Below are 25,345 nucleotides of genomic sequence, written 5' to 3'. Positions count from 1 at the left end.
AATGGAATAATATATTCCATTGATTGGTTTGAAATTGGGATAATAAATGAGTGCACAATACACCTTGCTTGATTGGCTCGTATTCGCAAGCTACGGAGCAATTTTATTACTCAGTGGTTGGTGGTTTAACCGTAAGCGCGCCAACTCAAGTAAAGACTTCTTTTTAGGCGGTAATAGTATGCCGACCTGGATGGTGGCTATTTCGGTATTAGCTACTTCACAGTCTGCTGCCACTTTTATTGGTGGACCTGATCAGGGTTATCAAGGTGATTTATCGTATTTAGCGACGAACATTGGCGCATTCATAGCTGCATTTATTGTTTCTATTTTTCTGATCCCTAAGTTTTATCAACAAAAAGTGTACACCGTTTATGAACTGCTTGAAAAGCGCATAGGGCCAAAAGCTAAACGCCGCAGCGGCTTAATGTATTTATTTGGCCGAGTGTTCGCCAGTGGCGCACGTCTATATATGGCCGCGATTGCAGTAGCGATGATTTTATACGGTAATATAGCCGCAGAAAGTGTGATTATAGCGACTTTGCTATTAGCACTTGCGGGTTTGTTGTATACCGTATTTGGTGGTATTCGCAGTGTAATTTATTCTGATGTGCTGCAAAGTGTCGTATATGTCAGTGCTGCGATTGCCGTTATCTGGTGTTTGTTGGTACTGATCCCCGCTGATTTTTCAACTATTTTAGCAACCTTAAATGAGCCAACCCCCGGTGCTGATTCAAAGCTGGCGATTTTCAAATTTGATTTAGATTTTGGTCCAAGTGGGGTGTTCAATATGGCGTCGGTATTAACCGGCTTTGTATTACTTAACATTGCCGCCTTTGGTCTTGATCAAGATATGACACAGCGCCTACTGACGTGTAAGAGTGATAAAGAAGGCAGTAAAGCATTACTACTTTCTATCGTGATGGTTATTCCCGTGATGTTGGTATTTATCTTTATTGGTTTATTACTTTATATCGTTTATCAGCAGCCAGCATTAATGAACAGTGACGGTGCGCAAGTCGTACAAGAATTTAATGGTGAAAAAATCACTATTTTTATGTACTACGTACTTAATGAGGCCCCTGCTGGTGTTAAAGGTTTAGTTAGCGTCGGTATCATTGCCGCGGCCATTTCAACATTAAACTCCGGTTTAAGTTCGATGTCGTCGGTCATTGTACAAGATTTATATCGACCTTATTTAGCAGCTAAAAATAAGCAAGTTGCCGATAACCATTTTGTTAAAGCTGGGCGTATTGGCATGGCGGTTGTGAGCCTATCATTAGCATTAATGGCCATAGTTTGTTATTTCTGGCAGCAATACAGTGATATGCCGCTTCTTAAGTTTGCGCTGAGTGTCATGGTGTTTTCGTACAGTGGTTTACTGGGCGTGTATTTTACAACACTATTTACTAAACGTGGCAGTGAAGGCTCAGTATTGGCGGCGTTAATTGTCGGCTTTATGATCACTTTATTCATGCAACCATACATGATTGATTGGTTATTGCCGGCAGCAGATCGCTTCTATTTAGGCTTTACTTGGCAGTTATGTATTGGTACTGCGTTGTCGACTTTAGTGTGTTGTTTAGGTAAACCTCAACTTGCCCAGCGCGGCCAGTCAGCTGTAGGAGCCCAATAGGCATGAACATTGACTATATACTGGCTATTGATGGCGGGGGTACCAAAACGCTGGCGAAATTAGTGAATTTACATAGCGCTGAAGAATTTACTGCGCAGGCTGGTGCAGCCTCAGTTTATAACGATTTTAATACGGCGCTTACTAGTTTACAGCAAGTGATCACTAGCGTATGTGCACAAAGTGGCGCTAAGCATAGCCAAATTTTGGCGGTAATGGGACTTGCGGGCGGCTCGTCTAAAGTGTTGGCTGAGCGAGTAACTGCAAGCTTACAGCTAGACTGTGATATTAAATTTGCGCAATTGAGTATTGTAAGTGATGCAATCACCTCATTATATGGTGCAAATCTAGGTCAGCCAGTTGCAATGTTAGCGTTAGGAACGGGCGCTGTAGCAGCAAGATTATCCGCTGATGGAGAAACAAAATTAATTGGCGGCTGGGGTTTTTCGGTTGATGATTTTGGCGGTGGTGCGCGCTTAGGGTTAAGTGCTGTGCAATTCTTGTTAGATGAAATAGACCGCTTTGAGCAACCTAAAAGCCTGCTAACGCAACAGCTGAGTGAACAAGTTGGCCGTGAGCGAGAACAAATATCAAGTTGGTTAATGAAGGCCAAAGCGTTAGATTATGCGCGTTTTAGCCCTTTAATCTTTAGTTTAAAAACACAGTGTATAATAGCCGATACGGTGCTCAGTGAGCATGTTCGACAAGTCGAGAGATTGATTGAAAAATGTCGTGGTCAGAGCCAGTTACCAGTCATAATTATTGGCGGTTTAGCGGACGTAACCATTGCATTATTAAATGAAAATACACAACTGAATTTATCTCCCCGTCAAGGGGATTCGTTATCCGGTGCGGTGATTTTAGCCAGCGACCGCATTAAACAAATTGAATACACAAGGATTACACAATGAGCCCTGAGTCTAATTTTAATCAGCAGCGTGCACTTTTAGAAGAGCTGAACGGGATTGTGTCAGAAGGACAAAACTTAGATACTTTGGATATAGATTTACTCGATAGTCGCGAAATTTTAACCAAAATAAATTTGGAAGATCAAAAAGTTGCCGCTGCTGTAAAGTTAGTGATCCCAGAGATAGCCAAAGCGGTCGATCATATTGTAACGGCATTTAAGCAAGGCGGTCGTTTAATTTATATTGGTGCAGGCACCAGTGGTCGCTTAGGTATTTTAGATGCTGTGGAATGCGCGCCAACTTACAGTGTCAGCGATCAACAAGTAATGGGAATAATTGCTGGTGGCGAAACGGCTTTTAAAAAAGCAGTTGAAGGTGCCGAAGATAGCTTAAAATTAGGCGTAGAAGATCTTAAAGCCGTTAATCTACAGGCTAAAGATGTCGTGGTAGGGATTGCCGCTAGTGGCCGTACACCTTATGTGCGAGCAGCCATTGAGTATGCAAAATCAATAGGATGTACCACCGTTGGAGTAACCTGTAATCCTAACTCCGCGGTAATGAAACTACCTGATATTGGCATTTGCCCGGTAGTTGGCGCTGAAGCGGTAACTGGTTCAACACGTATGAAATCGGGTACTGCACAAAAGTTAGTATTAAATATGCTCAGCACAGCCAGTATGATCCGCACCGGTAAAGTCTATAAAAACTTGATGGTTGATGTGAATGCCAGCAATGAAAAGCTGCATGCTCGTGCGATCCGCATCGTAATGCAAGCAACCGATTGCACTCATCAGCAAGGAGTCGATGCGCTTGCCCAAGCAAAACAAAGTGCTAAATTGGCTATTTTAATCATCTTAACAGGCAAAGATGCCGCCCAAGCTGAGCAAATGTTAACCCAAGCGGATGGTTTTTTACGAAAAGCGGTGGAACTATAAATGTTAATTAGATTATTGGTTATATTACAATGCCTAATTTTGAGCGCATGCGCCCACAACAGCACTGACGATGCAATCTTAACTGATACACCGCAAGTAAATTTAAGTGTTGGCGCTTTACAATATCAGCAGTACCTACCACAACTTGAGGGCAAACGAGTTGGCTTAGTCGTTAATCAAACTTCACAAGTTAATGACACCCATATAGTCGACTTACTGCGTGATAAAGGCGTGAATGTTACTAAAATATTTGCCCCTGAACATGGTTTTCGTGGCGACCACGATGCCGGCGCGCATGTAAAAAGTACGGTGGATACAAAGACCGGTATTGATGTGGTGTCTATTTACGGCAGTAATAAAAAGCCAGATACCACTGTATTAAGCGAATTAGACGTGATTATTTTTGATATTCAAGATGTTGGTGTGCGTTTTTACACTTATATCAGCTCAATGCATTACATGATGGAAGCTGCTGCTGAGAATAACATTGATTTTATTGTACTTGATAGGCCAAACCCGAATATTGCTTATGTTGATGGGCCAGTTTTAGATTTAAAATTTCAGTCTTTCGTTGGCATGCATGAAATTCCTGTATTACATGGTATGACAGTGGGTGAGCTGGCAAAAATGATCAAAGGGGAAGGGTGGATAAATAAAGCTTCGTCACTAAACTTGACGGTTGTGCCTGTGGCGCATTATCGCCGCGATATGACGTATAGTTTACCTGTTCAGCCAAGCCCTAATTTACCAAATGATCAGTCAATTGCGTTGTATCCATCATTATGCTTTTTTGAAGCAACACCAATTACAATTGGCCGTGGTACAGATTTTCCATTTCAAGTGATAGGTTATTCACCGATTGCGTTAGGGGAGTTTAGTTTCACTCCGCGCGCTATAGAGGGGGCATCAATGAATCCTAAATTTAAAGGGATTGAGGTGCAAGGTCTTGATTTACGAGACAGTACAATCAAAGGACTAGATTTAAGTTTATTTATTACAGCCTACAAAACTTTAACGCAAAACGAGCAAACGTTTTTTGAACGTGCAGGCTTTATGGATAAACTTGCAGGCACTGATAAGCTGCGTTTAGCTATCGAAGCCGGCCAAACAGAGCAGCAAATCAAACAAAGCTGGCAACAAGATCTAGCTCGCTTTAAACAGCAACGCGCAGCATATTTGTTATATCAATAAGACTATTTTCATTTATAAACCTTTCAAACGCAGCTTAGGCTGCGTTTTTAGTTTTCAATTAATGTTGTCTTGTTTTAGCGTCAATCTCAAAACAGTAAAAATAGTCTCCATAAATGAACCACTACAATTAGTGGGGGTATTTGTAGCAGCGAGTTTACCTCGCGACAATAACGTTAAACCTTTGCCTACATGTTGGGATAAACCGCGACCTGCATTTTAACTTTGCCAAAGGTGGGATAAAAGCAAATAAGGTATTTGTTTTGTATTGGGATGATTTGAGTTATTAGTCATTAAAAAGGGCATTAAAAAAGGCCACAATTGTGGCCTTACCATGGATGGGGAAATAAGCGCCCATTAAGCGCTTACTTTAATCCATAAGATTAAAACTTAAAGTTAACTGATAACTGCAAGCTACGTGGATTGTAGTAGCTACGCGATTCACCAAATTTCTCTTCAAGTACATACGGGTTTTTGTTATAACCTGTTTGACGATTAAATACGTTGAAGAGATCAGCACGAAATTGTAGTTCCATATCACCAGAGAACTTAAAGTCTTGCGTATAGTTTAAGTCAAGTTGCCAATGGCTAGCAGTGCGACGACTACCAGCAGACTCTGCATAGCGGCTAATATGGCTTGTAGGGTAGCCATATGTTGTTCCATCCCATGCTTCCCATGCTTTACCTGATTGGAATACGAAGTACGCCCCTAAGTTAGCTTCCCAAGGAAGAGTATAGTAACCGTATACTTTTAACAGGTGAGGTTTATCACCTGAGAGTGTGCCATAACGGTTATCCCATGAATAACGACCACGGCCATCACCATAGTAAGATGAACCAATAAAGTTATTCGCATCATTGCTTGTTGTGGTGTTATCTTGGTCAAAGTTGCCATAGTAGTGACTCCATACATATGAAGCGTTTACGTAGCTATTCTCACCCAAGTATTCGGCTTCAATACTCGCTTCCCAGTATTTGGTTTCGCCGCCATCAACCTCTGCAATTACATAAGACGAACCACCAATTTCGTCACGAATATCAGCTAAGTTAGCTACATATAAGCCTTTATCTGCAATGTGTTGTGGTACACCTTCGGCATCAACACCTGAGTAATCAGTTAGGCGCGCATTGTTTGGCATATCCTCCCAAAAGTGCATGCCTTTACGGTGACGAACATGGGCACGTAATACTAAGTCAGAACCAACATACTTAGTGGTTCCGATAGTAAATTCGTTAATACGACGTGGTTTCATATCATCTTGGAATACTTTACCAGACGAACCTTTTCTAGGTGAAGAGGATAAAATATTACCGGCTTCATCGAGTAATAACTCAATTTCGGCACGAGTGTTTCGGTCCCATGATGCTGCGCGAGATAATGAACTTGCTTCAGGATTATAAATCGCTAAGTTTGCAAATACGGAATCCTCATCAGAATAAGTCCATGTTGCACCTAAACGAGGTTGTAGCATATCTTTCCAGTCGGTTTGGTACATTTGGTACTTGTGACCGGGGGCAACTTCATAACCGGAAATAGTACCTGATTTAGCTTTTAAGCCTTGACCATACCAAGTGTCTTGGCTTATTAATAGACCTAAGTTATAAGTCCAGTCTCCATGTTCAATCGTGTCGTTTATTTCAAAGTTTAAACTGCGAGTTTTAGAGTTTATCCCTGAAACAGTATTGCCGCCTTCTGTTGCTAAACTCATCTGTTGTACATGGGCTCGGTAAACGGCATCAGCGGGGTCAAAACCTTCGGTGTCTGCATCTGCATCGACTAAACCACCTAAATAAGAAATACGTCCCCAACCATTAGATAGGCGCGTTAGTTGTTCTTCGCCTTCTTCCCATTTAGCACCAAAATGGAGTATATGATAAGTATCGGCCCAATCAAATTCATGCTCTAAGTTTATTTCAAAAGAATCTCTGTAGAAGTTTTGATTATCATAAGTTGCGTATGCACCAACACCGCCACCGCCTTTCATCACTGCGTCTTCAAGATAGCCATAGGTATTAATTAATGCATTTGCGCCAGCATTATATGCGGCGATTTGTGCTTCGCTAAATCCTTCATCTGGGTCATAACTTCTTAAGCTTGGGACAGAGAAATAACCCATTTGAGCTAAGTCATCAATACCAAGTTGGCTTGATAAAGAAGGGATTACACTCAATGGTGTATCAGGTTGTGAGGCTGTTTCTAATTCAAACTTACTATATTGGAACGAAAGTGTGGTTGCTGATCCTAAAATCCATGAACCATCTAAAGTAAAGATATCCTGATCAGCTTTACTACCGACAGATACAGTGTCCATCTCGTAAGCATCAATCGAATCACCTTTAACTTCTTTATCTGAGGTACGTTGTGAGATATTTATCAAAATATCATCAGTTGGTGCCCAGGTTAATTTACCAAAGTATTCTTCGCGGATACTCTCATAATCTTTTACTTCGCCATAGGCTGTGTTTTTGTTTGCTTTGGTCGCTTCAGGACGGTAATAAGAGGTATAAAAATATAATGTATCTTCAATCAGTGGACCGCTTAAACTTGCGGTTAACCAACTTTTATCAAGTTCAAAGCTCTCTGCACCTACTGGCGTTGCAACAAAGGTTTTTGGTTGTATTTTGTATTCTATATTACCGTGAAACTCATCCGTACCAGATTTTGATACTGTGTCAATTGAAAAGCCACCAGAACGATTAAAGCCAACCGCTTTTGCACCACCTCTGTCCATAGTAACAAAGGCAACATCGTGTGTTGATGGCTCTGAAGCTAAGTTTCCATACATCGGCAATGACACATTAACACCATCAAAGCCATATGAGTTATCAACACCTGATCCACCAGCTGATGGGCCCAACGTTGAATTTGCCGAAAGTTCTATACCAGGGACAAGCTTTAAAAGGTCTCGGTAATCTTGACCTACAGGGACATTATTAATTCCGTCTTCACCTAATGAGTTTGTGAGTGCTGATTTACCTTGGCGAAATAGTTTACTGCCTGTCACAGTAATTACTTCAACATTATCTTTTTTACCGCCAAGAACAACATTAGCACTTGAGGTTTGCTCTAGCAGTACATCAACAGTTATTGTTTGTGTAACGCCGCTGCTGTCTTCAAAGGTCAGCTCATAAGTGCCTGGTTTTAGTTGCGGGAGATCATAACTGCCATCTTCACGGGTTACCACCGTACGCGCTTTTGGCATGACGTTACTACGTGCAGTAATAGTAATACCCGCTAGTGGTTGGTTTGCTTGCTCGGTTTTTACCTTACCTTTAATGCTACCGTTTAAATTCGCGAATGCAGGAGCACTTGCTAGCGAGGCAGCTATTATAGCGGTGGTTATTGCAGTTTTTGGCACTCGCAGAGCGCGATGTGTGGCCTGCGCTAACGAGCTTATAGTGAAGGTTGGTACCTGTTTTTTCATTGTTTTCCCCGTCCTTATTATAATTAACTTATAGCTCTGAACTTTGTTGATTCCCCAAACAGAGTTATAAACTTTGATCAATTGTTGCTATTCCATTAAACATGCGTTGCTATTAATGGTCAAGAATAAACTCTTCCTTATTTGTGTTGTATCTATAAATAAAATATATAAAAACTGGTTTCGTTATATTTTTTGTCAATATAAGCGTAAGGCTGGGGGAGTTTTTTCGCGATTTTTAGCGCAGTTAATCATATTTAATATATTGAAATGACATGTTTTTGTATTTTTCATTCTAAAGAAGGAGGATTTTTTATTGAGTTGGAACAATACTGTTGGAGTTACAATAATAATTATTGTTTATGAACTAAAAAATTTTGGTTTGCATGGAATAAAGAAATAATTTATAAATTAGCAAACGAGAGATAGGTTATTATTGCACGGCTGTTGTTAAAGTGGTTTTTATCATAAGAAAGGCCACAATAGTGGCCTTAATTCTTTAGGATGTCGTTGGTTAGTGATTTCTAAATTCACCAACAACGTCATTTGAATGCTCTAGTAATTTACGACCTTGACGACTCGATTGCGTTAAAGCGATAAATAGAATATCAATAACAAAGTCTTGCGCAGTACGGGCAAGTATCGATGATAAACGGACTGACTCTTCTTCTGCCACAGAGTAAAGCCTAACATTGGCTTGATCAGCAACAGGATTACTACCAAATTTAGTGACAGAGATCACGTAACTGTCGTTCTTCTTAGCCTGCTTTACCACTTCAGCGATTTCTCTGGTGACACCCGATTCACTGATCGCAATAACTAAGTCGCCTTTTGCAAAGGTTGATACATAGGCGAGCTGCGCATGACCATCAGGTTCAGCTATTGCTGGCATACCTAACTTTTGCAGCTTATAAGAGAAGTCTTTAGCCACCAGGGCAGAGCCCCCTAAACCACAAATTAAAATTCGTTTAGCTGATTTTAACAAGCTAACAGCTTGTTCAATGGCTAGCGCTTCATTGAGGTTTTTTGTTTCAGTAAGCACAGCAAGTTTACTACTGAGTAGCTTTTCTGCTATTTGCTCTAGTGAATCACTTAAGGTGATTTTACCATGCAGTTTTGGTTCTGATGTTTCATCATTGAGTGCATCAATGACAGCCAGCTTAAATGCTGGAAAGCCTTTGTAGCCCAGTTTTTGCGAAAATTTTACAACGCTTGACTGGCTCACGCCGACAACTTTAGCCAGCTCTACAGACGAAAGATTACGAATAGCATTAGCTGAGTTCAATGTGAAGTCGGCTAGCTTAGCTTCGCTGCTCGATAGGGACTGACGTAAGGCTTTAATTTTTACAAATGTAGACATACTACCCGCTTATTTTTATATTTGGCGTATTTATAGCATTAATCGAAATAAATTTGTACTTATTCTAGGTTCAAATGTAACCATCTTAGTTTTTACTCTTGTTCCTAGGCATACAAAAAATAAATTATTCCCAATAGCCGCAATTAAGTTTTGGAATATTGTTTAAGAATAATTGGAATAATATAGTTTTAATTATCTAATTTTACAACACCAATAGCACGAACTAACAGATTTATTTGCTAGTCGCTTGGGCATTGTTTTTATGGTGGGATAAAATATCTTTATTTAATTTACTTGTTGAAATAAATTATTTACAAATCATTTTACTGTGATAGGGTTTGGTTTATACAACTCAAATCGAGTTGTCCAAACTATAATAACAATATGAGAACTGGGTTTATTTAATGTATTGTTTACTAAAAGCACATACCGCTAATCGTGGTTTTGGGATTGCGCTTATTTACTTTGATCAGCAATGAGAAGGCTATGACGTTTTTATCTTGGTTTAAAAAACTTTGTTTAGTTACAACTGCCGCACTTTTGACTAGTTGCGCTTCAACACCTTACGAGTTTACACAATCTGCCAATTACAGTCATCGTGTTAAGTTTTTAGTCATGCATTACACCGCTATTGATTATGAAAAATCGATGCGTGCTTTAGTCGATGAAGGTGGTTTAAGTGCTCATTATTTATTACCAGAGTTAAATGATCCTAGCTACCCTGAGGATGAATTAAAAGTAATTCAACTAGTTGATGAACATGATAGGGCGTGGCATGCCGGGACAAGCTTTTGGCAAGGCCGTGAAGATTTAAATGATCAATCAATTGGTATCGAAATTGTTAACGTACCAAGCTGTCACTATCCCGAAGTTAAACCTGATGAGCAAATGGAAAATGACGCCTCAAAACTGTGTATTTTCCCCGATTTTGACCCTAAACAAATAGCGTTATTGATTGAGCTCAGTAAAGGTATTTTAGCCCGTAACCCTGATATTGGCCCAACTCAAGTTGTAGGCCACTCTGATATAGCGCCTACACGAAAAAACGATCCAGGTCCGCGCTTTCCATGGTATCAATTGTACCAAGCTGGTATTGGTGCATGGTATGACAGTGACACGGTTGATAAATATTGGCAGCAATTTAGTTTAGTTAAACCATCCATTAGTTTAATGCAAAAAGCGTTACGTGGTTATGGTTATGATGTACACGTGACTAATCAACTTGATCCACAAACCCTTGATACATTAAGTGCCTTTCAAATGCACTTTTTACCTTGGCATGTAAGCGGTAATGCAGATGCGCGCAGCGCTGCGGTATTGTTTGCTTTGATGCAGAAGTACTTTCCGAAAAAAGCAGCTAAGTTAATGTTGCAATATCAACAACAGCAACTTGCCCCAGAACCGATTATTAAGCCTTTAGCAAATGCGCAGGTTGTGCTGCAGGTACCAAATCCTAATCCAAGTTCTCGGGCACTGGTTAATGACCGTGGTACATTTAAAGCTTATAAAGGCCGAGGCGAAATTATCATTGAAAATAACACCGCAACGAGCGCGGATATTTTTATCAATGGTGAAAAAATAAATATTCCTCAGCCACTTATGGCAAATAATAGCTACAAATACAGCTTATCTAAACGGACTCACAACGGCACAAATACGTTCAAGGTTGAAAATGTGCAGCCTGAAGGGGCTAATTTAACATTACGTTTTTCTTACCCAACTTTAGTAACTAAGCCCGTAAAGTCAGTGCAGTTTAATAACGTGGATAAATTGATCAACGAAGAAGTCGCGGCAGGATTTCCCGGTGCCGTACTGGCAGTGATCAAAGATGGTAAGTTAATTAAATTAAGCCACTATGGAGATGCTAAAAAATACCTTGCTGATGGCTCATTATTAGAGCAGCCACAGCAGATGAAAAGCGATACATTATTTGATATTGCCTCTAATTCAAAAATGTTTGCCACAAATTTAGCGTTAATGAAATTAGCCAGTGAAGGTAAAGTTGATGTAGAAAAACCGCTATTTTATTACTTACCTGAGTTTCGTGGGGCGGGCCGTGAGCAGCGGTTAGTCAAAGATTTACTGACCCACAGTGCAGGTTATCCAGCGGTAGTTGATTTTCATCGTAAAGATAATAAGTTTGGTGAGCGATTCTTTTCACAAAATAGCTTACGTACTAAAAACTTATTACTGACAGGCGTGCCATTTGTTGCGGGTCGTAGCGTTAAACATTTATATTCAGATATTGATTACATGTTACTCGGTGTATTAGTGGAGCGACTTTCCGGGCAGTCGCTGGATAATTATGTTGAAGGGCAAATTTATCAACCGCTTGGTTTAACCCACACCGTTTATAATCCATTGCAAAAGGGCTTTATAAAAAACCAAATAGCTGCCACTGAGTTAATGGGAAACACTCGTGACGGACGGATCAGCTTTGATAATGTTCGTACCGACGTTTTACAAGGACAAGTACATGACGAAAAAGCATTTTATTCCTTAGGTGGGGTCGCAGGTCACGCAGGACTTTTTAGTACAGGTCAAGACTTAGCTGTGCTTGCGCAGTTATTGCTGAATCGCGGTGGCTATGGTGATAAGCAAATATTTACCCCGCAAGTATTAGAGCAATTCATTGCCCCGCAAGCCAGCGATGAAAGTTATGGTTTAGGTTGGCGTCGTGCCGGTAACGGTGCTTTACAATGGCATTTTGGCCCGTACGCGAGCCCACAAGCGTATGGTCACACTGGCTGGACGGGCACGGTTACTGTGATTGATCCCGCTTATGACTTGGCGATAATTTTGCTTACCAATGCTCGCCATACCCCGATTGAAGGGAATGAAACAGATTATGAATTTATGGGGAGAAAGTTTGAAACCGGTAAATATGGCTCAATTGTTTCGCTAATTTATGAAGCGATATTAAATAAGCATTGATCTAAATGGCAGTGTTCAGCTTATCGCTAATCGATTTAAGTTGTGTTTATTGACGAACAGATTAAGCTAATGAGTTTGTTCCAGCCTTTATAACAAAGGCCTGATAATAATTAGAGTGAGTCATAGACTCACCACAAAAAAGGTTACAGTATGTCTTGGTATTCAATTTTACCGCCACTAATTGCGATTTTGATCGTATTTTGGCGCAAAGAAGTCATTATGGCGCTACTCGTTGCTGTTGCTTCTTCAGAGTTTTTGCTGGCCTTGCAAGGTAACGGTAATACACTTTTTAATACATTTATAAATACCATAGAGCGCGTGGTGAGCGTAGCAAGTTCGCCAGGTAATAGTCGTATCCTAATTTTTAGTATCTTAATCGGTGCATTACTTGCTTACATACGCGAATCGGGCGGTGTGGCTGCAACAGTAAATGTGTTGATGAACAAAGGTGTGGCAAAGAGTAAACGCCAAGTGGGTTATTTAACCATGTTTTCAGGCATTGCGGTATTTATAGAATCTAACTTAAGTGTACTGACTGCGGGTATTTTATCGCGGGGTTTATTCGATAAATTTAAAATGAGCCGTGCTCGCTTAGCGTACATTATTGATAGTACCAGTGCACCTGTGTGTATTTTGATTTTACTTAATGGCTGGGGGGCATACATACTTGGCTTGCTTGGTAATTATGAACTGTCAGAGTCGGCAGTCTCGGTGTTATGGGGCAGCATAGGTTATAACTTTTACGCCATCATCACCTTACTCATTGTGTTTTATACTATCTCGTTTGATAAAGTGCACGGCCCGCTTAAAAAGGCTGAAGAGCAAGTGGAATATCAAAAAACTGAGCTGCAAGAAGAAGTCAAAGGGACTAAAGCACGTTACATGTTAGTACCACTAATTACATTAATTGGTAGTATGGTCGGCTTTATGTATTGGTCAGGTAATGGTGATATTGCCAGCGGCAGTGGCTCTAAGTCGGTATTGTATGCAACTATTTTAGCTTGCGTTGTCGCCTACTTATTAATGATAAGCTCTCGTCAATTTACTCACCATAAACTGGTTGATATTGGCTTTAAAGGCATGGGTGAGTTATTACCGTTAGTCGCGATCGTATTACTATCATTGACTCTCGGCGCCAGTTTAAAAGATTTAGGTACTGGCACTTTTGTTGCGGGCTTAGTGGGTGATTACTTACCTATTTACTTAGTCGTACCAGTGTTGTTTGTAACCGGTGCGGTGATCTCTTTCACAACAGGCACCTCATGGGGTACATTTGCAATACTTATCCCGATTGGTGTGCCATTAATTCAAGCGCTCGGCCTACCACCGTCATTAGTGATTGCGGCAATTTTAGGTGGCGGCGTATTTGGCGATCATTGCTCGCCAATATCAGATACCAGTGCGGTGTCAGCTATTGCCTCCGGCTGTGACTTGCTTACTCACGTTAAAACGCAAATGCCGTATGCATTATTCGCGGGTGGCTTAACGTTTGTAGCTTACCTAGTTACGAGCATTATTGTGTTGTAAAGAGTTAGCGAGAGTAAAGCTAGCGAGAGTAAAGTTAGCGAGAGTAAAGCTAGCGAGAGTAAAGTTAGCGAGAGTAAAGTTAACGAGAAAGCCTGGAATTTTGCAGGCTTTTTTATTGCTGGATTAACTTTTTATATTTGGCAGGGGGTATTTGTAAAATAGCGTTGAACTCATTGTTTAGGTGAGATTGATCGGAAAACCCGCACTCAAGGGCGAGTTGTGCCAAGCTTAGCTGTGGGTTTGCTTTTATAAGTTGTCTGGCTTGCCTGACTCTGTAAATACGTGCTAGGTGTTTGGCAGTGATGCCACAGGTGTTTTTAACGTAGCACTCTAATTGCCGCTTACCTTTAGGAGTGTGCTCGTAAGCAGTACTTAGTGGGGTAAGATTGATTATTTTATGGATCAGTTTTTGTGTGTGCTCAATAGCCTGATGGTGTATTTTTGGTGTATTGAGGTGCGCCGACAACAAATCAATAAACGAATCTAAGTTAGCATATTGGTCAAGTGCCTGTGCTAAACCTGTTAAGGTTGCAGGCGCCACAAGCGAATGATTTACCTTTTGTAAATGGGCAAGTCCAGCGGGTTTAAACCGGATCCCACAAAAGACGGAGCCAGCAGTAAACGTTACTTTTTCTGACTGTGTTGATATGGTTTGCATGAAATAGGGGGAATTTAATGGTTTTCCAGCTAAATTAAGACGCCCAGATAGCAAAAATATAACGCCTTTTGCGCCATCGCAGGGGAGCCAACTCTCCCCTGAAGATTGGGCGCTTGCAAACCAAACTGCTTGTACATAATCAGCGATATCGCCCGTTGGGCTGTAAATAGTTTATCGTTCATTAAACTCGACTGTCGGTTTAAACATTTTCACCATACGATTCCAGCTATTTATAGCATTAATTGCTACGGTGAGGGTAACTAAACTTGGTTGATCAAATAATGCTGAAAGTGTTTGGTAAAAGTCATCATCAATGTTCTGTGACAAAGTCAACTTCTCGCAAAGCGCTAATGCAGCACGTTCTTTATCGTTATAAAGTGGCGTGTCTTGCCACGCATTGAGGGCAATAATGCGGTTAATGCTCTCGCCATACTCCAGTGCTTGTTTGCTATGCATGGCTAAACAATATGCGCATTGGTTTAACTGTGACGCTCTTAGTTTTAGCAGCTCCCAAATTGTCACTCCAAAGGTAGCCTCGACTTTCTGTTTGATCAGTGCTTCTTGAGCAATCAAGTAGGTCATTAACTCGGGTTCGATATTAACGTAATTCGCTCTTTTCATAATAGTTCCAAATCGATAAATAACTATTAGCTAGTTTATTGACGGATAAATAAAAAGAATTGTAAAAAAACGACTTTTTGATTTGTTTCTAGTGTAGTCGTACCTCGCTAAAGACTTGTCATACTATTACACAATAATAAAACGGTATAAGTCGCTGATATATTAATTTACACCCTAAAATTAGCGAATTTCAATACTAATTTAGCTATTAAGCTTTAAAAATCTCACAGTCGATAATGACTGTAGTTTACTTTTATTTAACAATTAGCTTTATTTGTAATATAAATGATCCTAATATAAGTGCGCAAACGATAATTATTAACTGTTTGTACCTAAGTGCAGGATTTGCATTTTACACAACACCATTCAAGGAATGGCATAAATTGGAGCAAAAGAATGAGCGTTATGACAACACTGATACAACGGAAAAAGACTTTGTTTTTACTTCTGTTATCTACTTGTAGCTTTGCTACATTGGCAGAAAATTGTACAACTATGCCCACCTCAGGTGAGGTTTACTCTGTAATTAACCGTGGCTCTAGCTTGGCATTAGATGTAAATACGTCTGATACTAGTGGCGCACCGGATGTAATTAGCTATCAATATTGGGGGGGGACAAACCAGAAGTTTGCTTTTACTAAAGGCAGTGATGGTTACTGGACTATTCGTTCGCAACATAATAACCAAGTACTTGATGTACTCAACTCGTCACAGTCTAATGGCGCTAATATTGTGGTGTATGACGATTGGCAAGGTGACAATCAACGTTGGCAGCTGAAGTTGTCTTCATCGGGAGGCTTTAATATTGTTAATAAACTTACGCAAAAGTCATTAACTGTGGCGGGTTCGCAAAACGGTGCCAATGTGTATCAAAATGATGATGCGGGTGGCAGTTCACAGCGCTGGTATATTAACCCTGTTTCAGGTAGTTGTGGTAGCAGTAGTGGTGGCGGCCAAACAACAGCTGGTTTAATTGGTTTTGCAGCACAACCAGGCAGCGATGGTCTGGCGACCACCACAGGTGGCGGTAATGTATCACCGACGATTGTTACTAGCTGCAGTGCTTTAACAGCCGCATTAAACTCAACATCAACAGCGGTTATTCAAGTTCCTGACAATACAACGATTAACTGCCATACGGCAAACCGAACTGTTGCAGCATGTCCACTCGATTGTGGCACATGGGGCGATTACGGTAAAACCTGGTATCGCTTACCGGTTGGTAACCAAAGTTGTAGTGAATTAGGTAGCAGCTCCAACAACACGGTTAACGTTACACGTAATGACTCTCGTCTTCGTGTTCGCTCAAATAAAACCCTTGAAGGATTGGGGAAAAACTCAAAAATTATCGGCGCAAGCTTAGTGATCAGTAATGATCGAAATATCATCATACGTAATATTTTACTTGAAGATATTAACCCTGCATTAGTTGAAGCGGGGGATGCTATTTCTGTTGATGACAGTAGCCACATCTGGATTGATCATATGGCGTTTAATAAAATTAGTGACGGTTATATTGATATTGGCAATAGCCAAAATGTCACTTTAAGCTGGAACCGCTTTTATGGTTATAATACGCAAGTGTGTGCTAACCAACATTGGTACACTCATTTATTCAAAAACTCACAAGTCACAGCGCATCATAACTTTTGGGACACTGCAGCAGGGCGCAACCCTAAAGTAGATGGTTATAATTCACGTGTACACATGTTTAATAACTATTGGAAAAATATTACTTATTTTGCAATTAGCGCAGGTAATGGCGCTGAAGTATTAGTTGAAAACAATTACTTTGAAAACAGTGCAAAACCACATTGGAACCAAGGCTCAGGCTACTTTAGCGCGTCAGGAAATGTGTATACTGGCGTATCAGCAACTGATCAGTATCGCGACAATGGCGCTAACATCTTTAACGATATTCAGTTATACCCATACAGTTTAGACAATGCCAATAGCTTAGGCAGTCAAGTTGACGGCGGTACAGGGCCGCAGTAATACATCCAAACCATCTAAAAATGCAAAAAGCCCTCAATTAGAGGGCTTCATCACATTGCGTGTATTAATCGTTAGATTTTACTATTAGGCACGATACGGTAAATTCCCATACCATCAATACCCAGATATAAATCGCCATTAGGGTGGGTTGCAATACTGCGCACGCGGCCAGCACCTTCAAATAGCTTGCTGTGACCCGTTACTTTATTACCATCAAGTTCAACCAATACTAAGTGTGCAAACTTCATAGCGCCAACAAGCACATGACCTTGCCACTGCGGGTATTTGCTGCTTGTAACAAACTCCATCCCAGAAGGGGCGATAGACGGCACCCACACCCAATCGGGTTGTTGCATACCTTCGCGGCTTGTTTCATCAGTAATTTTGGTACCAATGTAATTGATGCCATGAGTTACTTCTGGCCAGCCGTAGTTAGCACCCGCTTTAATAATATTGATTTCATCACCACCGCGAGGACCGTGTTCATGACTCCAAATTGCCCCCGTTTCTGGATGCATAGCCATGCCTTGTGGGTTTCTGTGGCCATAAGAGTATATACTCTTACGTGCGTTTGGCTGATTAACAAACGGGTTTGACTTAGGGATTGTGCCATCAGCATTAATGCGGTGAATTTTTCCTGCATCATACTCTAAGCTTTGTGGGTGAACATCACGCGCGCCGCGATCACCAATCGAAAAGTACAAGTAACCGTCTTTATCAAATTCAATACGCGAGCCGTAATGTTTGCTGGTTGTGGTGTTTGGCGTGCCGTCGAACAGCAGCTGCGATTCGACTAGTACCATATCTTTTAAGCGCGCACGCATAATGGATGTATTGTAGCCTTCTTCATCGCCTTCATAACCTGAGTAAGAAAAGTAGATCCAGCCATTATCTTTAAAGTTAGGATCAAGCTCGATATCTAATAAGCCGCCTTGACCTTCCGCATGCATGTTAGGCAGCCCTGCAATTTTTTGTTCTAGCAGTTTGCCATTACGAATTAGCCTAAGCTCACCAGCGCGGTCTGTTACTAATAAATCTTTCCCGTTAAGCCACGCCATTCCCCAAGGAATATTTACCCCTTGAGCAACTAATTCAAGCTGATACTTATCAGCGCTTTTAGCGACAGGGATTTCTTGTTCCGCTTGCTGCGCACACGCCTGCAAGGTAGATAAACTGACCATAGCAATAGCTAAACTGGTGTAAAAAGACGTCTTCATGATGACTCCAATTTTTTAAACACGATGTAAATAGAGTAGCGTGTTAATAGTTTAATTGTTATTAACTTTCACAAAAGTGCGATTAGTAACAGAAAAAATGAGATAGGAGGAAGTATAGAAGGGTTCAGTAAGTTGCTACTTATGCTTTGCGTTGTACTGGGGATGTATTGAAGTTAGAAATAGAATATATTAACAATTTTTACAATCGTATAGGGATTTACCGTGTCAGCTCAGAGCAACTTTCAAAACAATGTAATAGAAAAAATAACAAAACAAAATGCATTGGCAGCCGCATTAGGCACAGTCTTTTGGTGTATACCTATTTTAGTGCTGTGGGTATTTATTTATGAATTAAAGCCAGCAGCAGGAGCTGTTATGCTATGGCTCAGCGGCGCGTTAATAGGTTTAGCTGTTAGATTTCATGGTCGTGGCTATGAACGATTATTCTCTGTAATAGGTTTTGTGTCTCATGCGTGTATTGTTTTACTCGCATGGGATTTTCAAATAGTGGTCGGCGGCAATGTGCTGTCCGTTATTTTGATTGGCGTTTATGTACTCGGCGCCTGGAGCGCTGCCTATCTATCGCGTATCAACATCTCAATGCATGACTATAAAGCATTTGATGCTTATTTTGCGTGCCCTGATTATATACAACAAAAAAAGTTAAAAAACAGGTGGTTTGTTGTTTTACCTTTGTTGCTAGTGCTGACTTTTGTGGTTGGTTATATTGTTGCCATTGCGGTGCTCATTTTTCAAGGGTACAGTACATGGAAAATGAAAAAAATCAGCAAGCAGCGCGCGCAGCCGAGTTTCGCGATAAGCACATTGATACCAGTGATGAAGCGCTCGCTGCAATAAGCCAGCATAAAGCACTTACTTATGCTTTTGCTTACTATTCAGGTAGGCAGTTTGATGTTCAAGGGCGCTACTTAGGTAATTACCCGCAAGATAGCTATCAAGCGCAATTAATACTGCGTTATTTAGCAGAGCAAAAAAGCAACCCGCGCGCTCAATTTATACTAGGAAAAATACTCGATAGTAAAACCGGTGACGCACTTATCTCGCAAGCAGAAGAGGGCGGCGATACCTTTGCAAGGCTTTACAGTATTTATGAATTTGGTTGTTATATGGACGCTAAAAAAGGCAGGCAGTTACTCACCAGCTTTGCTAAAAATATTGAAGAACAATCAGTAAAAATTGATATCTATTGCATGCTCAGCGATGATTTTAACGACCACTGCCAAGTGTTAGACGATACTGAATTTGATTATCGTTATATAAAAGATTACCAGTTTAAAAAGTAGGCCGCCCTTTAGGGCGAAAAAGTGAATTTCACCACCGAAAGCACAGAGGCGCTTCGCGCTGCACAGAGGTTAAATAGTGGATGTAGGAGATGGCTTTAGCCACGAAGGGTTTAACAGCAGTGATAAGTTAACCACCGTAGGCGCTAAGCTTGCTGGCGCGTGTGGCTATGGCTTCGTGCGGCGGGCGACGAACTACGGAACAATCCTAGTACCTAGTCACTTCCTAGAGCCTAGCCACTTTATATTTTAGGTCGCCCTTTAGGGCGAAAAAAGTGAATTTTCACCACTGAGAACACAGAGGCGCTGCGCTACACAGAGGTTAAATATTGGAAGTAGGAGATGGCTTTAGCCACGAAGGGTTTAACACCAGTGATAGAGTTAACTATCGTAGCAGCTAAGCTTGCTGGCGCGCGTGGTTTGGTTAGCTAAAGTGCAACGATAAAACCAATGGGGGGCGTTTAAATTGTAGGTCGCCCTTTAGGGTGAAAAAATTGAATATCACCACCGAGAGCACAGAGGGGCTTCGCTACACAGAGGTTAAATATTGGAAGTAGGAGCTGGCTTTAGCCACGAAGGGTTTAATACCAGTGATAAGTTCACCACCGTAGGCGCTAAGCTTGCTGGCGCGCGTGGTTTGGTTGGCTAAAGTGCAACGATAAAACCAATGGGGCGTTTAAATTGTAGGTCGTCCTTTAGGGCGAAAAAGTGAATATCACCACCGAGGGCACAGAGGCGCTTCGCTGCACAGAAGTTAAATATTGGAAGTAGGAGATGGCTTTAGCCACGAAGGGTTTAACACCAGTGATAAGTTCACCACCGTAGGCGCTAAGCTTGCTGGCGCGCGAGGTTTGGTTGGCTAAAGTGCAACGATAAAACCAATGGGGGCGTTTAAATTGTAGGTTGCCCTTTAGGGTGAAAAAGTGAATATCACCACCGAGAGCACAGAGGCGCTGCGCTGCACAGAGCTTAAATATTGGTTGTAGGAGATGGCTTCAGCCGAAGGGTTTAACACCAGTGATAAGTTCATCACCGTAGGCGCTAAGCTTGCTGGCGCGTGTAACTGTTGGTCATTGCTTGCTAACTTGTCGCTTTCAAACTCGCTAACTGTTTAAAGAAACCTTATTCAAGGTTCTTTGCCAGATTGCTGGCAGCTGCCGCCGGTCGCCCCTTGGAACACCACGGCGCCCCGAGCATCACGCTTAATCCTTCAACGCATAATTGATGTGAACGTAAACGACGAAGATAGGCCAACTTTCACATCCATGTACGCTCCCCAGTTCGGCCATCCATGGCCTCTCGTTCAAAGCTACGCTTTTCACCCATGGCCTAGTTTCGCCTTATCGCGCATTGCCTACATGGATGTAGGTACTTAGGATTTGTCGGGAACAAAATCCTGCCATGCGCGATATTACTCATCAATTACTTATTTTCAGGGCGTGATGACGGGGGAAGGGTGTTAAACGTGAGATTGGTGTTTGAGTTTAGCTAGATGCAGGACCTTTTCCTCAGATTGTGTTATCTATATTGTTGATGTAGTGAATTTTTTCCACTATGATAAATCAGCTCTTGGTGGGATTGAGGTCAAAATAATTGCTTCAATTTGTTTTATTTTAAAACAAGGTTCACACGTTATCCGTGTGGGCAAATCTAATCTCTACACTAACGTGTTTGGTTTATCCAAAATGTCATGTTTATTGACGTGTTATCTAAAAGTATCTACACCCACCTTGAGCTTTTATTCATGGAGTTATGTCAAATATGGAAAGTACAGAATTAACTAAAAGCATAGGTGCTTTGAGAAATCAGATATGGTTTACTCGAAAGTGTAGAATTAGAGCCTCAGAGAGGCTTTTGTCTAATTATTTCCATTCAAGTTTAATTTTAGTTTGGTACTCATTTCTTACCTTTTCTTTTTCTATATATCTTATTAAAGAGCCTCATTTTTTTAGTGAAAGTACAGATATAGTTATGGTTTTAACAACAGGTTCGGTATTTACTCTTTCACTGTTTATTCCCCAATTAAATTTAAAGACAAGATATGAGGAGTTAAAGAAAAACTATATTACAATGCAAGGTTTATCAACTGAACTTAGCTTGTGCGAATCAAAAAATAACTTTTTAGAGATTCAAGATTATTACCTAGAACTTCTCGATTCAGTAGAGAATCATATATCTTTTGATTTGTTTTATTTTATCTATTTTGATGCAGATAAAAACTGCAGTAGGAAACTATCTATAACTGAAGTCTTTAGGCTTTATTTTTATCTTTGTATACGGACTTCATTAATAGTATTAGCTTATGCTTTGCCTATTCTTTTTGTGGTGATGCTATGAGCGATTATGATTTATTTAAATCAAGGTTTAATGAACAAAGCCTAAAAGATATTTACCTGAGTTACATTCATTTCACTCCGTCAACTGGTGTTGATGGTATTAGTGCAAATGATAGATATGACTTTATGGCTGAAATTAATTTAATACTTAAAAAAGTATACACTGGGGGGTATAAGTTCAGTAGGTATAAGGAAAAACTAATTTCAAAAGGAGTTGAAAAATATCCAAGGGTGATTTCTATACCGACAGTAAGAGATCGATTAGTTTTAAAAGCATTGCATTTATTTCTGCAAGATATTTTCCCTGAAAACTCCAGTACCCTCATTCCCCAGATAATGTTAGATAAGATAAAAAATGACGTTAAGAATCCTAACTTTAAATCATTCATAAAAATAGATATAAAAAATTTCTATCCCAGTATTAGGCATGAATTACTCTTAAATAAAGCTTTCAATAAAATAAAAAGTAAGGAAGCCCGTGACTTAATTAACAAGGCTCTGGTAAACCCTACAGGAAAAAAAGTTAATGTGTGTGGCGTACCTCAAGGGCTCTCAATATCAAATATATTGGCTGAAATGTATGTCAGTGAGATTGATAATACCTATATAAAACTAGCAAAAACTTCTTACAATCGCTATGTTGATGATATTTTAATCTTTTCTGAAGGTGAGATGCCTCTACAGCTTTTAAATAGTGTTATAAGTGATTTCGATACACTGAAATTAGAGTGTCACCCTTACGATGAAATTGGTAGCAAAACTATAATAGATAATTTAGATAAAAGTTTCGATTTCTTAGGTTATTGGATTGAAAAACGAAAACTGACAGTTAAAAAAGAATCTATTTGGAGAATTGAAAATTCACTAGCTAAAATTATTAATGCTCATAAATATGTAACAAATGCCAAATCATACATAACTGAAAATAAGTTAAATTTAAGAATTACGGGTTGTATCTACGAGGGTAAGCGTAGGGGGTGGCTATTTTATTACTCTCAAATGGAAGATGAGACAATTCTTTACAAACTAGATGCGACTGTAAAGACTTTACTTAAACAGACCAAATTAAACGCAATTATTATTCCAAAGAAGTTTTCTAAAGCTTATAAAGAGTGCTCCAGAGATGTTATTAAAAATCATAAGTATATTATTAACTTTGATGGATATTCGTTATCTGAAAAGAAGGAATTATTATCAAACTATATGGATGTAGAGGTTATTAAAACGCTTAGTAATGATATTATTCATTCACTATTCACCAAAAGAGTTCGGCACTTGATAAAAGATTTAGAAGAAGATATTAGAAACAATAGTTGACCAATACATTTCTTTTAATTAAACCTATGCGGTTGCTTTTAAGGGAGATTTTTGTGTGTTTGGTTTTTCTCTCTTTTTCATTAAATCTTCTTAACCCTACCCTCTACAAACCTTTACCCCATCTCCCGCATGTTTGAGTGCGATAATCTGGCCTTGGCTGTTGTGTGCCATGGCGAGCATGTCGCCTTTTACAATATCACTCGCTACGGCGTGTTTGGTTTTTAAGTTATTTAATAACGAGTCTTTTATTTGAATGAGCACTTCGCTGTGGCAGCTGGCGATGTACCAGTCGTTATCTACTTTGACTAATTGCCCGTATTCAATATAGCGCTGTTGGTGCAGGCGTAGGTCTGCGGCGAGTTTGTCGTCCAGTTGTTGTTTTTGGCTAGTGATTTCACTTGAATAACTGCCCGCATTATCTACTTGGTGTATTTCTATAAAGTGGTAACTGCTTTGCTGTACGGCAAAGGCGTTGTTAAGTGTGTGTTGTTGTTCTGTGTTGTTAAAAATGGTAAAGCCCAGTACTACCAGAGCACAGGCGAGGCCGGTCATTTGCAGGGGTAATAAAAATCGAGTCGGCTTTTTATTAGCTTTTTGATTCGGCATTTGCGTAAACAATGCCTGTTGTTCTGGCGTCAGTGTGTGGCGTTTTTTACGCTCACTAAAATGCTGGTTAAGTTGCTGCTCAAACTGTTCGTTATGCTTGTTCATGGTAGCCTCCTAATAATGTTTTTAAGTTTTGTTTTGCATAACGTAGCCGCGTTTTTACGGTTTCATGATTGCTTTGGGTGATCTGTTGTATGTCTTCAAGCGAAAAGCCTTCTTGCTGTAAGCTGAGCGCTTCGCGTTGTACAAAGCTTAGTTGCATTAAAGCGTGGTTAAAGGCTTCGTAATCAAAGCTTTGCTGAGTATTAGGTGCTGCAATTGCAGTATCGTCTTCTAATTCAACAAAACGCTGTTGTTTGCGAAACTCATCGATTAACGCATTACGGGCAAGGCGGAACAACCAGGCTTTCGGGTTGTCTTGCGGTTGATAATAATGGCGTTTTTCCATCACTTTTAACCATGTTTGTTGGCTTATATCAAAGGCGAGTTGCTCATTACTTTGCGTGACTAAGTAATGATACAAATCGTTGCCAAACAAGGTAACGAGTTTAGTTAAGTGGCGATTGTCGCCACTTTTTGCGTAGTCAGCCAAGTAGTCGTTACTGGGCTGACTGATAAACCATGACTTTAAGCTTGTAAGCATAGGCACCCTTATCCGTTAATGAGCTTTTATTGCGTTTGGTCTAACTTAAAATCAAGTTGTACACTTTGCCCCGTTTGCATTTGTGCTACGCCATCAATCACTTTTGGGCGGTATTTCCAGCGTTTTATTGCCCGTAGTGCTTCACGGTCGAAAATGCGTTTTGGTTCTGCGTTTGTTACTTGTGCATCTATTACTTCACCAGTTTGAGATACATTAAAGCTTAATTGTACCCAGCCTTCAATGCCTTCTCGTGCGGCAATGGGCGGGTATTTAGGATTTATACGTACTATGGGGGTCGCATCACCGGTAGGTCGCTGTAAGTTAGCTTTTATATCGCCACCTATTTTATCAATACTTATATCTGGCGTTATTGCGGTTGTTACTATATTAGTATCAGTACTTGGCGGTGTACGCGGCAGCACTTTAGGCGGCGTTTGCATTTTAGGTGGCGGCGGCAAGGTTTGCTTGTGCTGCACTTTAGAATCTTCTGGCGCTTGGAATATTTCTACATTGATGCCGTCATCAATAAAGCTTGGCGCGCGTTGCTCGCCACTAATTAAGTACTGCATAAATGCAAATGCCGCAAAGGTCATGGCTGCACCACCAACAATGGCCGTTGATGTTTTTAAAGCATGATTAGTGTGTGGTAAAGCTACTGTTTGCATAAGCAAATCCTCGATAAGTTAAGTGGTATTCATCACTAAAACGTGCGCTAGATTAAAAAGGGGTGAAATATTTTTAAAAAGT

Annotated in this window: 21 protein-coding genes; 13 read left to right on the top strand and 8 right to left on the bottom strand. The window is 40.4% G+C overall.

The genetic code is table 11. The features are described from left to right. The first annotated feature begins 46 nt into the window (after positions 1-46). Genes PSR9079_RS11550 through PSR9079_RS11535 form a run of 4 tightly spaced genes read left to right on the top strand, consistent with a single transcriptional unit; the run spans position 47 to position 4,664 of the window. Positions 47-1,633, top strand: coding sequence for a sodium:solute symporter (locus tag PSR9079_RS11550; RefSeq protein WP_149981736.1), 1,587 nt, complete (start codon positions 47-49; stop codon positions 1,631-1,633). Positions 1,634-1,635: 2 nt separating this feature from the next. Further along, positions 1,636-2,541: a glucosamine kinase nucleotide-binding domain-containing protein gene (locus PSR9079_RS11545; RefSeq protein WP_149981735.1), complete on the top strand. Its 906-nt coding sequence runs from the start codon at positions 1,636-1,638 to the stop codon at positions 2,539-2,541. After that, the gene (gene murQ, locus PSR9079_RS11540; RefSeq protein ID WP_149981734.1) at positions 2,538-3,473 is read left to right on the top strand and encodes an N-acetylmuramic acid 6-phosphate etherase; all 936 of its coding nucleotides are present in this window, start codon (positions 2,538-2,540) and stop codon (positions 3,471-3,473) included. The genes PSR9079_RS11545 and murQ overlap by 4 nt, the downstream gene beginning before the upstream one ends. Further along, positions 3,474-4,664 carry an exo-beta-N-acetylmuramidase NamZ family protein gene (locus tag PSR9079_RS11535; protein WP_149981733.1) on the top strand — a complete coding sequence of 397 codons (1,191 nt, stop codon included), beginning with the start codon at positions 3,474-3,476 and terminating at the stop codon, positions 4,662-4,664. It begins immediately after the preceding gene. A gap of 380 nt (positions 4,665-5,044) precedes the next feature. On the opposite strand, the gene PSR9079_RS11530 is transcribed toward PSR9079_RS11535, so the two are convergent. Then, complete coding sequence (locus tag PSR9079_RS11530) at positions 5,045-8,086, bottom strand: TonB-dependent receptor (protein WP_149981732.1); 3,042 nt, start codon at positions 8,084-8,086, stop codon at positions 5,045-5,047. A 511-nt stretch (positions 8,087-8,597) separates the two neighbouring features. Beyond that, a complete protein-coding gene (locus PSR9079_RS11525; protein ID WP_145240869.1) occupies positions 8,598-9,443 on the bottom strand; it encodes a MurR/RpiR family transcriptional regulator in 846 nt (281 codons plus the stop codon). A 486-nt stretch (positions 9,444-9,929) separates the two neighbouring features. Between PSR9079_RS11525 and pbp4b the strand changes: the two genes are divergently transcribed. Beyond that, positions 9,930-12,377 (top strand): penicillin binding protein PBP4B, encoded by a 2,448-nt coding sequence (pbp4b, locus tag PSR9079_RS11520; protein WP_149981730.1) that lies wholly within the window; start codon positions 9,930-9,932, stop codon positions 12,375-12,377. 150 nt (positions 12,378-12,527) lie between these two features. Further along, complete coding sequence (locus PSR9079_RS11515; protein ID WP_149981727.1) at positions 12,528-13,904, top strand: Na+/H+ antiporter NhaC family protein; 1,377 nt, start codon at positions 12,528-12,530, stop codon at positions 13,902-13,904. A 112-nt stretch (positions 13,905-14,016) separates the two neighbouring features. Here the strand turns inward: PSR9079_RS11515 and PSR9079_RS11510 are convergent, their stop codons facing one another. Beyond that, on the bottom strand, positions 14,017-14,616 hold the full coding sequence (locus tag PSR9079_RS11510; RefSeq protein WP_246175539.1) for a helix-turn-helix domain-containing protein: 600 nt from the start codon (positions 14,614-14,616) through the stop codon (positions 14,017-14,019). Between the two features lie 117 nt (positions 14,617-14,733). Further along, on the bottom strand, positions 14,734-15,183 hold the full coding sequence (locus PSR9079_RS11505) for a carboxymuconolactone decarboxylase family protein (RefSeq protein ID WP_149981719.1): 450 nt from the start codon (positions 15,181-15,183) through the stop codon (positions 14,734-14,736). Positions 15,184-15,588: 405 nt separating this feature from the next. Here PSR9079_RS11505 and PSR9079_RS11500 point away from each other — a divergent pair, with 405 nt between their 5' ends. Further along, positions 15,589-17,178 carry an RICIN domain-containing protein gene (locus PSR9079_RS11500; protein ID WP_246175538.1) on the top strand — a complete coding sequence of 530 codons (1,590 nt, stop codon included), beginning with the start codon at positions 15,589-15,591 and terminating at the stop codon, positions 17,176-17,178. Between the two features lie 71 nt (positions 17,179-17,249). Here PSR9079_RS11500 and PSR9079_RS11495 read toward each other — a convergent pair whose 3' ends face one another. Then, the gene (locus PSR9079_RS11495; protein WP_149981715.1) at positions 17,250-18,395 is read right to left on the bottom strand and encodes a PQQ-dependent sugar dehydrogenase; all 1,146 of its coding nucleotides are present in this window, start codon (positions 18,393-18,395) and stop codon (positions 17,250-17,252) included. A 375-nt stretch (positions 18,396-18,770) separates the two neighbouring features. On the opposite strand from PSR9079_RS11495, the gene PSR9079_RS23965 reads away from it, so the two are divergent. The 6 genes from PSR9079_RS23965 to PSR9079_RS11480 all read left to right on the top strand — a co-directional run bounded on the left by PSR9079_RS23965 (position 18,771) and on the right by PSR9079_RS11480 (position 23,349). After that, positions 18,771-19,253: a hypothetical protein gene (locus PSR9079_RS23965; protein WP_246175537.1), complete on the top strand. Its 483-nt coding sequence runs from the start codon at positions 18,771-18,773 to the stop codon at positions 19,251-19,253. Further along, complete coding sequence (locus tag PSR9079_RS23960) at positions 19,163-19,699, top strand: hypothetical protein (protein WP_246175536.1); 537 nt, start codon at positions 19,163-19,165, stop codon at positions 19,697-19,699. Before PSR9079_RS23965 ends, PSR9079_RS23960 begins: the two co-directional genes overlap by 91 nt. 76 nt (positions 19,700-19,775) lie before the next feature. Beyond that, positions 19,776-19,949, top strand: a complete 174-nt coding sequence (locus PSR9079_RS23660; protein ID WP_179959176.1) for a hypothetical protein — start codon at positions 19,776-19,778, stop codon at positions 19,947-19,949. A gap of 736 nt (positions 19,950-20,685) precedes the next feature. Next, a complete protein-coding gene (locus tag PSR9079_RS24150) occupies positions 20,686-20,811 on the top strand; it encodes a hypothetical protein (RefSeq protein ID WP_281290909.1) in 126 nt (41 codons plus the stop codon). 646 nt (positions 20,812-21,457) lie between these two features. Next, complete coding sequence (locus PSR9079_RS11485) at positions 21,458-22,033, top strand: SLATT domain-containing protein (protein ID WP_179959175.1); 576 nt, start codon at positions 21,458-21,460, stop codon at positions 22,031-22,033. After that, positions 22,030-23,349 carry a reverse transcriptase domain-containing protein gene (locus PSR9079_RS11480; protein ID WP_149981711.1) on the top strand — a complete coding sequence of 440 codons (1,320 nt, stop codon included), beginning with the start codon at positions 22,030-22,032 and terminating at the stop codon, positions 23,347-23,349. Before PSR9079_RS11485 ends, PSR9079_RS11480 begins: the two co-directional genes overlap by 4 nt. Positions 23,350-23,445: 96 nt before the next feature. Here PSR9079_RS11480 and PSR9079_RS11475 read toward each other — a convergent pair whose 3' ends face one another. From PSR9079_RS11475 to PSR9079_RS11465, 3 genes are read right to left on the bottom strand one after another with little or no spacing between them, the layout of a single operon-like run. Then, on the bottom strand, positions 23,446-24,060 hold the full coding sequence (locus tag PSR9079_RS11475; RefSeq protein ID WP_149981708.1) for a hypothetical protein: 615 nt from the start codon (positions 24,058-24,060) through the stop codon (positions 23,446-23,448). Continuing rightward, complete coding sequence (locus PSR9079_RS11470; RefSeq protein ID WP_149981704.1) at positions 24,047-24,598, bottom strand: RNA polymerase sigma factor; 552 nt, start codon at positions 24,596-24,598, stop codon at positions 24,047-24,049. The genes PSR9079_RS11475 and PSR9079_RS11470 overlap by 14 nt, the downstream gene beginning before the upstream one ends. 26 nt (positions 24,599-24,624) lie before the next feature. Further along, on the bottom strand, positions 24,625-25,263 hold the full coding sequence (locus PSR9079_RS11465) for an energy transducer TonB (protein WP_149981701.1): 639 nt from the start codon (positions 25,261-25,263) through the stop codon (positions 24,625-24,627). Between the last annotated feature and the right edge of the window lie 82 nt (positions 25,264-25,345).

Source organism: Pseudoalteromonas rhizosphaerae (assembly GCF_902498845.1).
GTDB classification, from domain to species: Bacteria; Pseudomonadota; Gammaproteobacteria; order Enterobacterales; family Alteromonadaceae; genus Pseudoalteromonas; species Pseudoalteromonas rhizosphaerae.
Note: the sequence above shows the minus strand (reverse complement) of the source record. Positions and strands in the feature narration are given on the sequence as shown.

Coding starts and splice junctions, on each gene's coding strand:
- pbp4b (WP_149981730.1), top strand. CDS start 9,930: ATGACGTTTTTATCTTGGTTTAAAAAACTTTGTTTAGTTACAACTGCC.
- PSR9079_RS23960 (WP_246175536.1), top strand. CDS start 19,163: ATGGAAAATGAAAAAAATCAGCAAGCAGCGCGCGCAGCCGAGTTTCGC.
- PSR9079_RS11550 (WP_149981736.1), top strand. CDS start 47: ATGAGTGCACAATACACCTTGCTTGATTGGCTCGTATTCGCAAGCTAC.
- PSR9079_RS11545 (WP_149981735.1), top strand. CDS start 1,636: ATGAACATTGACTATATACTGGCTATTGATGGCGGGGGTACCAAAACG.
- PSR9079_RS24150 (WP_281290909.1), top strand. CDS start 20,686: ATGGCTTCAGCCGAAGGGTTTAACACCAGTGATAAGTTCATCACCGTA.
- PSR9079_RS11500 (WP_246175538.1), top strand. CDS start 15,589: ATGACAACACTGATACAACGGAAAAAGACTTTGTTTTTACTTCTGTTA.
- PSR9079_RS11480 (WP_149981711.1), top strand. CDS start 22,030: ATGAGCGATTATGATTTATTTAAATCAAGGTTTAATGAACAAAGCCTA.
- murQ (WP_149981734.1), top strand. CDS start 2,538: ATGAGCCCTGAGTCTAATTTTAATCAGCAGCGTGCACTTTTAGAAGAG.
- PSR9079_RS11495 (WP_149981715.1), bottom strand. CDS start 18,395: ATGAAGACGTCTTTTTACACCAGTTTAGCTATTGCTATGGTCAGTTTA.
- PSR9079_RS11465 (WP_149981701.1), bottom strand. CDS start 25,263: ATGCAAACAGTAGCTTTACCACACACTAATCATGCTTTAAAAACATCA.
- PSR9079_RS11535 (WP_149981733.1), top strand. CDS start 3,474: ATGTTAATTAGATTATTGGTTATATTACAATGCCTAATTTTGAGCGCA.
- PSR9079_RS11530 (WP_149981732.1), bottom strand. CDS start 8,086: ATGAAAAAACAGGTACCAACCTTCACTATAAGCTCGTTAGCGCAGGCC.
- PSR9079_RS11470 (WP_149981704.1), bottom strand. CDS start 24,598: ATGCTTACAAGCTTAAAGTCATGGTTTATCAGTCAGCCCAGTAACGAC.
- PSR9079_RS11475 (WP_149981708.1), bottom strand. CDS start 24,060: ATGAACAAGCATAACGAACAGTTTGAGCAGCAACTTAACCAGCATTTT.
- PSR9079_RS11485 (WP_179959175.1), top strand. CDS start 21,458: ATGGAAAGTACAGAATTAACTAAAAGCATAGGTGCTTTGAGAAATCAG.
- PSR9079_RS11515 (WP_149981727.1), top strand. CDS start 12,528: ATGTCTTGGTATTCAATTTTACCGCCACTAATTGCGATTTTGATCGTA.
- PSR9079_RS11525 (WP_145240869.1), bottom strand. CDS start 9,443: ATGTCTACATTTGTAAAAATTAAAGCCTTACGTCAGTCCCTATCGAGC.
- PSR9079_RS11505 (WP_149981719.1), bottom strand. CDS start 15,183: ATGAAAAGAGCGAATTACGTTAATATCGAACCCGAGTTAATGACCTAC.
- PSR9079_RS23965 (WP_246175537.1), top strand. CDS start 18,771: ATGCTATGGCTCAGCGGCGCGTTAATAGGTTTAGCTGTTAGATTTCAT.